Origin of the sequence: Lichenifustis flavocetrariae, from assembly GCF_026130545.1 — a bacterium.
GTDB classification, from domain to species: domain Bacteria; phylum Pseudomonadota; class Alphaproteobacteria; order Rhizobiales; family Beijerinckiaceae; genus Lichenihabitans; species Lichenihabitans flavocetrariae.
Genome location: NZ_JAMOIM010000001.1, coordinates 306,868 through 318,673, shown reverse-complemented (window position 1 = coordinate 318,673; position 11,806 = coordinate 306,868). Strand labels below are relative to the sequence as shown.

Annotated in this window: 11 protein-coding genes and 1 other RNA gene; 6 read left to right on the top strand and 6 right to left on the bottom strand. The window is 63.4% G+C overall.

Going from position 1 to position 11,806, the window contains the following annotated elements; translation table 11 throughout:
• Position 1 precedes the first annotated feature (1 nt).
• Together hisC and M8523_RS01465 are read left to right on the top strand one after the other, a co-directional pair.
• Positions 2-1,132 carry a histidinol-phosphate transaminase gene (gene hisC / locus M8523_RS01470; RefSeq protein ID WP_282583038.1) on the top strand — a complete coding sequence of 377 codons (1,131 nt, stop codon included), beginning with the start codon at positions 2-4 and terminating at the stop codon, positions 1,130-1,132.
• A complete protein-coding gene (locus M8523_RS01465; RefSeq protein ID WP_282583037.1) occupies positions 1,125-2,066 on the top strand; it encodes a prephenate/arogenate dehydrogenase family protein in 942 nt (313 codons plus the stop codon). The genes hisC and M8523_RS01465 overlap by 8 nt, the downstream gene beginning before the upstream one ends.
• A 127-nt stretch (positions 2,067-2,193) precedes the next feature.
• On the opposite strand, the gene M8523_RS01460 is transcribed toward M8523_RS01465, so the two are convergent.
• From M8523_RS01460 to ssrS, 5 genes are all read right to left on the bottom strand, one after another.
• A complete protein-coding gene (locus M8523_RS01460; protein ID WP_282583036.1) occupies positions 2,194-2,883 on the bottom strand; it encodes a hypothetical protein in 690 nt (229 codons plus the stop codon).
• A 384-nt stretch (positions 2,884-3,267) separates the two neighbouring features.
• On the bottom strand, positions 3,268-3,873 hold the full coding sequence (locus M8523_RS01455; RefSeq protein WP_282583035.1) for a hypothetical protein: 606 nt from the start codon (positions 3,871-3,873) through the stop codon (positions 3,268-3,270).
• A 338-nt stretch (positions 3,874-4,211) separates the two neighbouring features.
• Positions 4,212-5,027, bottom strand: a complete 816-nt coding sequence (locus M8523_RS01450) for a TIGR00282 family metallophosphoesterase (RefSeq protein ID WP_282583034.1) — start codon at positions 5,025-5,027, stop codon at positions 4,212-4,214.
• A 6-nt stretch (positions 5,028-5,033) separates the two neighbouring features.
• Complete coding sequence (locus M8523_RS01445) at positions 5,034-5,621, bottom strand: 5-formyltetrahydrofolate cyclo-ligase (protein ID WP_282583033.1); 588 nt, start codon at positions 5,619-5,621, stop codon at positions 5,034-5,036.
• 68 nt (positions 5,622-5,689) lie between these two features.
• Positions 5,690-5,843: non-coding RNA, 6S RNA (gene ssrS, locus M8523_RS01440), on the bottom strand.
• Positions 5,844-5,939: 96 nt separating this feature from the next.
• On the opposite strand from ssrS, the gene M8523_RS01435 reads away from it, so the two are divergent.
• The 4 genes from M8523_RS01435 to M8523_RS01420 all read left to right on the top strand — a co-directional run bounded on the left by M8523_RS01435 (position 5,940) and on the right by M8523_RS01420 (position 10,209).
• Positions 5,940-6,656 carry a DUF1345 domain-containing protein gene (locus M8523_RS01435; RefSeq protein ID WP_282583032.1) on the top strand — a complete coding sequence of 239 codons (717 nt, stop codon included), beginning with the start codon at positions 5,940-5,942 and terminating at the stop codon, positions 6,654-6,656.
• A 66-nt stretch (positions 6,657-6,722) separates the two neighbouring features.
• Positions 6,723-7,046 (top strand): TfoX/Sxy family protein, encoded by a 324-nt coding sequence (locus M8523_RS01430; protein ID WP_282583031.1) that lies wholly within the window; start codon positions 6,723-6,725, stop codon positions 7,044-7,046.
• Positions 7,047-7,306: 260 nt separating this feature from the next.
• Positions 7,307-9,826, top strand: coding sequence for a GAF domain-containing protein (locus M8523_RS01425; protein ID WP_282583030.1), 2,520 nt, complete (start codon positions 7,307-7,309; stop codon positions 9,824-9,826).
• Positions 9,823-10,209 carry a response regulator gene (locus tag M8523_RS01420; RefSeq protein WP_428349581.1) on the top strand — a complete coding sequence of 129 codons (387 nt, stop codon included), beginning with the start codon at positions 9,823-9,825 and terminating at the stop codon, positions 10,207-10,209. Before M8523_RS01425 ends, M8523_RS01420 begins: the two co-directional genes overlap by 4 nt.
• Before the next feature lie 98 nt (positions 10,210-10,307).
• On the opposite strand, the gene M8523_RS01415 is transcribed toward M8523_RS01420, so the two are convergent.
• On the bottom strand, positions 10,308-11,744 hold the full coding sequence (locus tag M8523_RS01415; RefSeq protein ID WP_282583029.1) for an amino acid permease: 1,437 nt from the start codon (positions 11,742-11,744) through the stop codon (positions 10,308-10,310).
• Positions 11,745-11,806: the final 62 nt, after the last annotated feature.

Here is an 11,806-nt window from a genome sequence, read left to right as displayed (position 1 = left end):
CATGACCGAGTTTTCTTCGGCACCCGCCCGCCCGCTCCCCCGCGCCAACGTGATGGCGATCGACGCCTATGTGCCGGGCAAGAGCGCGGCAACGGGTGGCGCCAAGACGTTCAAGCTGTCATCCAACGAAACCCCGCTCGGGCCGGCGCCGAGCGCCATCGCGGCGTTCCGTGATGCGGCGAGCACGCTTGAACTCTATCCCGACGGCTCGGCGCGCCGCCTGCGGGAGGCGATCGCATCGCGCTACGGTCTTGATCCCGCCCGGATCGTCTGTGGCTGCGGATCGGACGACCTCCTGACGCTTCTGGCCCACGCCTATGTCGGTCCGGGACAGGAAGCCATCATCACGGCGCATGGTTTTCTCGTCTACAAGATCGCCGTTCAATCGGCCGGCGGCACCCCCGTGACGGTGCCCGAGACGGCGCTGACGGCGGACGTCGACGCGATTCTCGCTACCGTGAACGATCGCACCAGCGCGGTCTTCCTGGCCAACCCCAACAATCCGACCGGGACCTACCTGCCGCACGCCGAGGTAAAGCGGCTGCATGCCGCCCTGCCCCCGCATGTGCTGCTGGTGCTCGACGCGGCCTATGCGGAATATGTGCGCACCAACGACTATTCCTCGGGTCTCGAACTCGTGTCCGAGAGCGAGAACGTCGTGATGACCCGGACGTTTTCGAAGATCCACGGCCTGGGCGGTCTTCGGCTCGGCTGGCTCTATGCGCCTGCCGCCGTCTGCGACGCGCTGAACCGCATCCGCGCCCCCTTCAACGTCAACGGGCCGGCCCTCGAAGCCGGCATCGCGGCCATCGCGGATGTCGCCCATGTCGAGCGTTCGCTTGCCCACAACGACACGTGGCTGGCCTGGCTCACGACGGAACTGAGCGCGCTGGGCCTGGAGGTGACGCCGAGCGTCGGCAACTTCGTGCTTCTCACCTTCCCGCGCGCGCCGGGCCGCACGGCCGCCGAGGCCGACGCCTATCTGCTCGACCGGGGGCTGATCTTGCGTCGCGTCGCGGCCTACGGCCTGCCCGATTCGTTGCGGCTGACGATCGGCTCGGAGGAAGCGAACCGTCTGGTCGTCGAGACCCTGGCGAACTTCATGAAGGGCTCGGGGTCGGCGCGTGGTTGAGCGGATCTTCGAACGGCTGACCGTCATCGGACTGGGCCTGATCGGCACCTCCGTGGTGCGGGCGGCCCGGGCCGCCGGTCAGGTGGGGCACATCGTCGTGACGGATGCCGACCCGACGGTCCGACAGCGGGTCCGCGAGCTCGACATCGCCGATGTCGTGGCCGAGACGAGCGAAGCGGCGGTGCAAGACGCCGATGCGGTCGTGCTGTGCGTCCCGGTCGGCGAAAGCGGCCGCGTCGTCGCGACCGTCGCGCCGCATCTGAAGCAGGGCGCCATCCTGTCGGATGTCGGCTCGGTCAAAGTGGCGGTGATCGAGGCGGTGCTGCCGCATCTGCCCGCGCAGGCCTGTTTCGTGCCGGCTCATCCCGTGGCCGGCACCGAGTTTTCCGGACCGGATGCAGGCTTTGCCGAACTGTTCCAGGACCGCTGGTGCATCCTGACGCCATTTGAGCGCTCGACCGAGGCCGGCACGGACGCGATGCACCGGCTCTGGGAGGGATTTGGGGCACGGGTCGAACGCATGGAGCCCAGGCACCACGACATGGTGCTCGCCATCACCAGTCACGTCCCGCATCTGATCGCCTATAATATCGTGGGGACGGCGGCCCATCTCGAAGAGGTCACGCAGACCGAGGTGATGAAATTCTCGGCCGGCGGCTTCCGCGACTTCACCCGCATCGCCGCCTCGGACCCCACCATGTGGCGCGACGTGTTCCTGAACAACAAGGACGCCGTGCTCGAAATGCTCGGCCGCTTCACCGAAGACCTCTCGGCCCTGCAACGCATGGTGCGCTACGGCGACGGCGACGGACTGTTCGAACTCTTCACCCGCACCCGCGCGATCCGAAAGGGCATCATCGCGCAGGGACAGGAAACGGCGGCGGTTGATTTCGGGCGGCGGGTTGGACCTGAGGTGAGCAAGAAGGACGTGTGAGGCGTCAGGATACGCCTGAGCCGTTCCTCCACTCTACCCAACACAAAAACGCCCGCAGCGTGAGCTACGGGCGCCTCGTGTTGACTTGCCGGTCTGTCGCTTAGCGCACAGACCTTTCCAAACCGTATCAGGCCGCAGCCTTCGCCTTGCGCTTCATGCCGTAGCCGACAGCTCCAAGGGCCATGAGGGCTGCGCCAAACATCGGGGCCGATGCCGGGAGTGGGACGGTAGAGGTGTTGAAAGCGACATTGTCCAGAGTATAATAATCAGCAGACCCCGTGAACTGGACAGTATCTACTTTACCAAAATATGCCGAAGAAAGCAAAGTAGGAGTACTCGAAGGATCTACGGTGCCACTTGAAGTTCCAACCAGATTTCCACCTAAATAAAGGTTAAATCCAATTGGTCCGCTTACGCTACCCAGTCCAGACACATAGACGCCACTAAATACCGAGTCGGCGATGAAAGAAAACGACGGAAGCTGAGTACCAAGTGTGGCATAGATTCGTTCGGGCGGAGACTCAGGCGTGTACGGGGTCTGATCAGAATCGTAGTAATTCCAGATACCACCCCAATTTATGCCGCCATATCCATCCGCAAGTACACCGGAGCCACTGAGATTATCAAACGTCAGCACTGTGGCAGACGCGGGCGAAGCTGCCGCAAACAGCACGCCAGCCACCACTACAAGTTTTTTTACATCATAATTTTTACCTTGAAAAAACATAAAACGCCGCGATAAAAAATTACCTAAATTTAATTTTTTGGCAAGAACAAAATGTCGGTGTTTTGAACGGCTACTCCGTAGCTGCGCCATCGGTTTCCCGCGTACGAATTACCCTACTGACCAACGCAGCGACTACCCTTGGTGTGTTTGCTACCTAATGCCGGGATGATCCACGCCGCTCACTCGACATCATCCTCACAGTCGAGTGAAGTTGCCGAAGCCGGTTTGCGCATTGCGCCGCCATCGCGCTGTTGCGAGTCTTGCTCCTTCTAAAAATCCGGCATCGCCGGCGCGACGCGGTCTGCATGGCCGGTCCGGTCGTCGATCTCCACCATCATGCCGCAAAAGGCCACAGGCCCGCTTGCCGGCTCGAAACGGCTACCGGGCAGCTTGGCCAGGGATCGCAAGTCCTTAACAAAAGCAAAACGCCCGCAGCGTGAGCCACGGGCGGCAGTTACGGGCTGGGACCGAAGATCAGGCCAAGGCGGCAGCCTTCTTGCGCTTCACGCCGTAGCCTAAACCGGCGAAGGCCAGCAGGGCCGCACCGAACATCGGAGCAGAGGCTGGAAGCGGGACGGCTGACAGGCTCGTGTTTGAGATCGTGATGGCCTGACCCGGCACGGACTCAAAGCCGTAGGAGACAAGCGACGTGCCGGCGAACTCGCCATAGCCGTAGTGCGTGCCGTTGCTGGTGGTGTCGGCGAGACCGATGATGAATGGCGTCGCCGAGTATGGAATAACCGTGGCAGCAGGTAAGCTGGAGAACTCTGCCGTCGAGCCGAACGTCAGACTGCCGCTGCCGCGGATCGCATCGAAATAAGTAAAGGGCACACCAAAGAAAGACGAGTACGTTACGGCACCGCCGCCACTTGTCGCCACGCTCACCGGATTGAAATCGAAGATATTGGTGCCGTTATCGCTGAACGTGATGTCCTGCGTGCCGAAGCCAATGCTGACCGAACCGCCTGTAAAATCCACCGGCGTCCTGTTCGTGATGACAGCAGCAGACGCGGTACCAACCATTAAAGCTGCACAGCTTGCGCCGAGCAGAACCTTGCTCAAGGTCCGAATGCGGGCCATTGGGCTTTCCTCCTCCCCAGGTGGAAGCCCCCTCTAGGATCCAGCTACGTGACGGTTAACGACACGATGCAAATCGCGCTGACGCAGGCGCACACGATTGCGTGATGTCAGGCGCCGGCCGGCGGATTCGCAGAGGTGGAATTTCTACCTCAACGAAACGCATCCACGCGCCGAACTCGACGTCGTGCTCGCGGTCGAGCCGGTCTGCGCATCGACCTTCGCACTCCTGATGGAGGCTGCGTGTTCCCTATCGCAGGATGAGCCCTCGGCACCTTACGATTTGGATCAGCGACCAACTGAGGCGCTTCGCGCAACTGGGCTTGAGGTTTGGACCCGCGCTAAAAATCCGGCATCGTCGGCGCGAGGCGACCGCCGATGCGCAGCGGCGCGATGCGGTTTGCATGGCCGGTGCGGTCGTCGATGTCCACCATCACGCCGCACAAGGTCGCAGGCCCGCTGGCCGGCTCGAAGCGGCTGCCGGGCAGCTTGGTCAGGAAGCGCCGGATTGGCTCCTCCTTCTCGACACCGATGACGCTGTCGTAATCCCCGGTCATGCCGGCGTCGGTCAGATAAGCGGTGCCGCCGGGAAGGATCTGGTGATCGGCCGTCGGAATATGCGTGTGGGTGCCGACCACCAGGCTGACGCGGCCGTCGAGATGGTGGCCCATGGCCTGTTTCTCGCTCGTGGCCTCGGCATGCATGTCGAGCAGGATCGCGTCGCAGGCCGTGCCGAGCGGGCAGGCTTCCACCTCGCGGTCGACCGCCGCGAACGGATCATCGAGCGTGTCCATGAAGACGCGACCCATGGCGTTGATGACGAGCAGGCGCTGGCCGTTGGCGAGTTCGATCAGGTTGCAACCCCGCCCCGGCGCGCCGCGCGGGTAGTTGAGGGGGCGGATCAAACGCGGCTGCCGCTCGATGAAGACGAGCGCCTCGCGCTGGTCCCAGGCGTGATTGCCGAGCGTCACGGCATCGGCGCCAGCGTCCAGGATTTCGGAACAGATCGCTTCGGTGATGCCGACGCCGCCTGCGGCGTTCTCACCATTGACCACCACGGCATCGAGCTTCAAGGCGGTTTTGAGTTTCGGCAGTTCCGTCGTGATCGCGGCGCGGCCCGCGCGGCCCATGACGTCGCCGATGAACAAGAGACGCATGGAGCCTCAAATCTCGCAAAGAATGACGTCGCGCTCGGTCAGGACGAGGTCGAGCGGCTGATCATGGTCCTCGGCAGGAACGTACAGGACCTCCTGACAGGAAAACGCAACCCCGATGGCCCGCACGTGTTTCTTCCGGCGCAAGGCGGCCAGCGTCGCATCGTAATAGCCCGCCCCGTAGCCGATGCGGGCCCCACGCCGGTCGAAGGCCGCCAAGGGCACGAACAAGACATCCGGCTCGACCGTCGGCGCCTCGACGGGAGGTTGCTCGATGCCCCATGACCCCTGTTCCAGAGGCTCGCCCGGAGACCAGCGTCGGAACACGAGAGGCTCCCCTCGAGCGATCGGCACCGGAAGGGACGTCACGAGGCCGACCTTAGCCAAGACATCGATCAAGGGCCGCGTGTCGGGCTCGCCCCGCACGGGCAGAAACAGGGACACGACCGGGTCTGCGAAAGGGTCTTGCTCGCTGCGCACGAGGCTTGCGCCCATGGTTGCGAGGCGGGACGCGAAAGCGTCACGTACCGCGTCCGACACAGCCGCGCGACGCGCGAGAGCTTCAGCGCGGATCCCAGTCTTGGAGGAAGCTGCCATCAGGCTGGGATGACACACTCGACGACGTTCGTCGACCTCTCCAAGCGCCTCAGATGCCAGGAATAAAGTGCGGGGCCACAGTGGCCGTGGGATTTCGACCCCGGGAACCTACAGCGTAGGTGGGCGCCATGTGACCAAGCCCACGAGCGAGGTCAGGGACAGCTCCCTCAGGAATCGATAAGGCCCCGGGAGTACATGTCCTCACGCACCCCGCAGCTCCGCAATTCATATGTAGAATGATTTGCCGACAGATGCCAGAGGGTGGAGCGCCCTCGCGTCGAGATCGGGCGCCATGATCGTGTGTGACGGAGATTCAGCTTGTCGGCCACAACTTCCCTGTCAGGGCGCCGTCGTCGGATCGTGCCGTCGCTGCGGCCGTTCGTGTCGCGTCCGAGGCTGACGAGCGGCATCGCGATCGGCTTCATCCTGTTCCTCCTGTCGTGCGTTGTCCCGGCCCATATCGAGGCGAGCACACGGGCGATCCTGTGCTGGGACGTGACCTGCCTGTGGTTCCTGGCTCTCACCCTGCTCCACATGCGGACGCAGGATCTGGCCGACCTGAAGGCCCATGTCGCGGCTCACGATGAAGGTCAGGGCATCATCATCGTGGCGGTCTTGATCGCAGCCTCGACGAGTCTCTGGGCCGTCGGCCTGGAGCTGTCGCGGGCCAAGAATGCGGTGGGATTGATCAAGGACCTCAGGGTTGCCCTGGCGCTCGTCACGGTCGCTCTCTCATGGTTTACGACCCAGCTCATCTTCGCGCTGCACTACGCGCATGAATATTACGCGCCCGACAAGACCACGCCCGAAGAAGACGATGTGATCGGCGGGCTTCTGTTTCCTGGTGATCGGGAACCCGACAATTGGGACTTCGTACATTTCGCCGTGGTGATCGGCGTCGCCTGCCAGACGGCGGATATCGCCTTCACCAAGCCGCGCCTGCGGCGCATCGGCACCGTGCATGGATTGATCGCCTTCATGTTCAACACGGCCGTGCTGGCCCTGACGATCAACCTGATCGCTGGGTTGTTCTAGCGTTCGCGGTTTTTGAGGTCGGCGAAACTCCGGATAGGGAGCCTCGGCCCCGACGAGGACAAGCGCATGACGAATGCCGATATCGAAGACATGTTCTCGCGTCTCGGGCCGGTGACCATCAAGCGGATGTTCGGCGGCAAAGGCATCTATCACGCTGGCCTGATCGTCGCGGTTGAGTTCAAGGGCGAGATCCTGCTCAAAGCCGATGCCGATAGCGCCATCGCGTTCGAGGCGGCTGGGGCGCGTCAGTGGACGTACGAGGGCCGCAAAGGGAAGCCGATCAAAATGCCCTATTGGTCGGTCCCCGAAAGTGCACTCGACGATGCCGACGAGATGGCGCAGTGGGTGCGGCTGGCCTACGAGGCGGCGCTCCGGGTGTCCCCGGCCTAGCGGCGCGCGCTGACTTTAACCCGATTACGCGTCCAACATTGTGTGTTGGATTGATTCGTGCGCTAAAGCAGAATGCCGCGCCAATTATCCGAGACGCTATTCCGAGCCGTGCGTGTGAGCAAAATCCTGGTGCCTCGCGTGGCTTATTGCGGCGGCGCCGCGAACGGGCAAGCCGGACGTCCACGGCATGCTCCGAAACAACCAGCGCAGGCCAAACCGGTTCGCGTGGCATCGCGGCGCTTTTCGAAGGTGCGGAAGTCATGAATATGGCGGGCACGATCGACGACCCCTTCTTTGTCGACGAACAGGAACGGCTCTCCGCCCTCGCCAGCTATAATATTCTCGACACGCCGGATGAGCAGGGCTTCGACGATATCGTGCTGCTGGCAACCCAGCTCTGCCATACGCCGGTCGCCCTCATCAGCTTCGTCGATCAGAGCCGCCAATGGTTCAAGGCGCGCATCGGCTTCCCTCGGTGCGAGACCTCGTTGAACGAGTCGGTCTGCGCTCATGCGCTGGCCCAGACAACGGTGCTGCAGATTCCGGATTTGACTCTCGATCCGCGGACGCAAGCCAATCCTCTCGTCACGGCCGATCCACACCTCCGGTTTTATGCAGGTGCTCCCCTCGTGGCGCCGGATCAGCGCGTGCTCGGCACCTTGTGCGTCATCGATCATTTGCCCCGGCCCGCGGGGCTTACGCAGGAGCAATTGACCGGACTGCAAGCGCTGGCCCGGCAGGTCATGAGCCAGATGGAGCTGCGGCGATCCCTGCAGAGCCGCGATGCTCTTCTGACAGAGCGGGAAACCACGCGGCGCGAGCGAAACGCCTTTGCGACCGTGCAGGCCGCAATCGCTTCGGCTGGCGGACACATCGACGTCATTCTGAACGCCCTGGTGGCCGGCACGATGCAGGCTGTCCCGGCCGCCGAGGGCGGTGTGCTTGAACTGGTCGATGGCGACATTCTGGAATACCGGGCGGTGCAAGGGTCCCTCGCGCCTTTCGTCGGCGAGCGGGTGCGGCTCTCGGACAGTCTTGCGGGACATTGCGTCCGGGCAAGTGCGCCGATCCTCGCGGCCGACGTGCTGGCCGATCCGCGTACCAATCGCGACCTCGCGCTCCGGCTGAAATCGCGGTCGGCCGTGTTGGCCCCCGTGACACGGGGCGACCAAGTTTTGGGCGTCCTGAAACTGCAGTCCAGCTTGCCGAATGCCTTCACGGCGCGGGATCTGCAGATCACGCAATTGTTCTCCGCCGCAGCGACGGCCGGCCTTACGGAAGTCAGCGAAGTCGCCGCGCTCAAAGCCGTCGAGATCAAGGACGCGTATTGGCGCGACTTGTTCGAACGGCTTCGGGAAGGGTTCATCGTCGGCCGTGTGATCCGGGATGATGTGGGCCATATCGTCGACTGGCGCTATGAGGAGGTCAACAAGGCCTGGGGCGACCTCGTCGGGGTGTCGTCGCAGGACGCCGTCGGACATACCATTCGTGAAGTGTTCCCCGGGATCGAGGATGAGTGGATCCAAGATTTCGCACAGGTGGTCGACCACGGCCGATCCATCACCTTCACGCGCCGGGCGGGCGATATGGCGCGCTGGTACGAAGGCCGGGCACACAAGATCACCGACGACACGTTCGCGGTTCTGTTCCTCGAAGTGACGGAGCGGGTCCTGGCCGAGCGGGCTCGCCGGGCCAACGAAGCACGGAAAGAAGCCCTGCTGGAACTCGGTGATCGTCTGCGCGACATCGAAACCGTGCCGCAGATGACGCAGGTCGCGGCTGAAATCGTCGGCCGCACCATGGGAGTGACGCGCGCCGGCTTCGGGAGGCTCGACGCGACTGCGGAATATGTCGAGATCGAGCCGGATTGGACGGTTGCCGGGATGTCCAGCATCGCAGGGCGACACCGGTTCGCTGACTACGGCGACATTCGCGCTGATCTCATGCGCGGCGAACCGCTCATCATCGAAGATGTCCGGACCGATCCACGGACCGCTCCCGATCCGGGCCCGATGCTCGCCGTTCAGATCCACGCCTTGATCAACATGCCTGTGCGGGAGCGCGGCCGCACAGTGTCGGTGTTCATCGTCCAGGACAGCCGCCCGCGTCACTGGACGGCCGAAGAGGTCGGCTTCCTCCGGGCCGTGGCCGATCGGCTGGAAGTCGGCGTCGCTCGCCTCCAGTCGGAGCACCAGCAACGCCTGCTCAATTACGAGCTGAGCCACCGCATGAAGAACACGCTCGCGATGGTCCAGGCCGTGGCCGTGCAGACGCTCAAATCTGTGCCGGATCGGGAGGCGGTCGAGGCCTTCACGCGGCGCCTTCACGCTCTTTCGACCGCGCATGACGTCCTGTTGGACGAAAATTGGACGGCGGCCAAGATCGAAACGATCGCCACTGCCACATTGCTCAGGCTCACGTTGCCGGAGCGGTTCCAAGTGTCCGGACCGGCCATTGAACTCGGACCACGCGCGACCCTCTCCCTGTCGCTGTTGCTCCACGAACTCATGACCAATGCCATGAAATACGGATCGCTCTCCTGTGAGGGTGGTCACGTGAAGATCTCGTGGCACGCCGAAGATGCTGGCGACGATACGAGGTTGATCCTCGCGTGGCGCGAGCACGGCGGTCCGCCACCCCGCGAACCGAGCCGCCGGGGGTTCGGGTCGCGACTCATTCGCATGGGTCTCGTGGGAACCGGCGGGGTGGAGCTACGTTACCCCGCCTCCGGCTTCGAAGCCGACTTCGAAGCTCCTCTCGATCAGGTCAGGCACTCGTGACGAACGTGACCAGCGAGCCCGTCGAAACGAAGCAAGTCGTTCTCGTCGTCGAGGACGAACCGCTCCTGCGCATGATGGCCGTGGACCTCGTGGAGGACGCGGGGTTTGATGTCGTGGAGGCAGCCGACGCCATCGAGGCGGTTCGCATCCTCGAAAGCCGTACCGACATCCGGATCGTCTTCACGGATATCGACATGCCGAATGGAATGGACGGGATGCAGCTTGCGGCCGCCATTCGTGATCGCTGGCCTCCGATCGAGATCATTGTGACCTCGGGCTATTACGATCCGGACAGCGTGCCGCTGCCGCCAAGAAGTGTATTTTTTCCAAAACCCTACAGAGAACAAGACATCATCGCGGCCATGCGGCGCATGACCGCCTGATCGGCGAATTCAGGCTTCTGAAGCGATGGCCGCAGTCGATTGCTTTAAAGTGATAGTGTGATCGGCGCCGCCGTTGCGTGGCCGAGACAGCGCCGGATTCAGGATGCACCAGGCCCTTGGTTTGCCGCGGCGGCACGCACACTCGTGGCCCGCCGATGGCTGTAGAGGCCATAGGCGACAAGGCCGAGGGCCAACCATCCGCCCAGCCGCAACCACGTCTGCCAGGGCAGGAACACCATCATACCCAGGCAGGTGACGATCCCCAAGGCCGGGACGAAAGGGCTCCAGGGCACGCGAAATGGCCGCGGGCGCTCCGGCTCACGGACGCGCAGCACGAGCACACCGCCGCACACGATCGCGAAGGCCAGGAGCGTGCCGACGGAGGTCAGCTTGCTCAATGCCTCCACGGGCACGAAGCCGGCCAAGAGGACGGTCAGCCCCATCATGGTGAGATGGGCCACCCATGGCGTTTTCCGGCCAGGATGGAGACGACCCAGGACGGCGGGCAGCATGCCGTCCCGAGCCATGGCGAACATCACCCGGGCTTGACCCAGCAGGCCCACGAGCAGAACCGAGGTGAAGCCGAGGATGACTCCCAGCTTGACCGTTACCTGCAGCCAGAGGAAGGGCGTCCGCTCGATGGCGGTCGCGACCGGTGCCGCATCCCCGTGCATCTTCTGGTAGTTCACCATGCCGGTCAGCACGACCGCGAAGGCCATGTAGAGCAACGTGCAGATCACCAGCGAGCCGAGGATGCCGATCGGCACCGACCGTTGCGGTTCTTCCGCCTCGGCGGCCGTCGTACTCACCGCATCGAAGCCGAGGTAAGCGAAGAACACGACGCCGGCGCCTCGCAGCACGCCTGACCAGCCGAAGGACCCGAACTGCCCCGTGTTATCGGGTACGAACGGGTGATAATTGGCCGGGTTCACGTAGAAAGCACCGAGGCCCGTGACCACAAGGACCACTGCAACCTTGAGGACCACGAAGATCGCGTTCACACGGGTCGATTCACGGATGCCGGCAATGAGCAGCAGCGACAGCATCACGATGATCGCGGCGGCCGGCAGATCGATGAGGCCGCCGGCCGACGGAACGGCAGTGAACCAATGCGGGAGATCCCATCCCCACCCATGCAGCAGCGACCGGACGTAGCTCGACCATGAGGACGCCACCGTCCCGGCGCCGATCGCATATTCCATCAGCAGATCCCAACCGATGATCCAGGCGACCACTTCGCCAAGGGCCGCATAGGCGTAGGCATAGGCCGAGCCTGAGGAGGGGATCATCCCCGCGAGTTCGCTGTAGCAAAGCCCGGTCAAAGCGCAGCCAACGGCCGCGATTGCGAAGCTGATCACGACAGCGGGGCCGGCAAAATCCGCTGCCGCGATCCCGGTCAGCGAAAACAGCCCGGCCCCGACCGTGGCGCCAATGCCAAGCGTGACGAGATCGGCAACCGTGAGCGTGCGGCCGAGCCCGTGATCGGCCTCGGGGCCGATCGGCTTACGTTCGAACACGCGTTGCAGAACGCCCATCTGCTTCCTCGAAAATCAGGTGCCGTGGCCTCCGTGGAGGTCGGAGAGCAATCTGCTTCGAA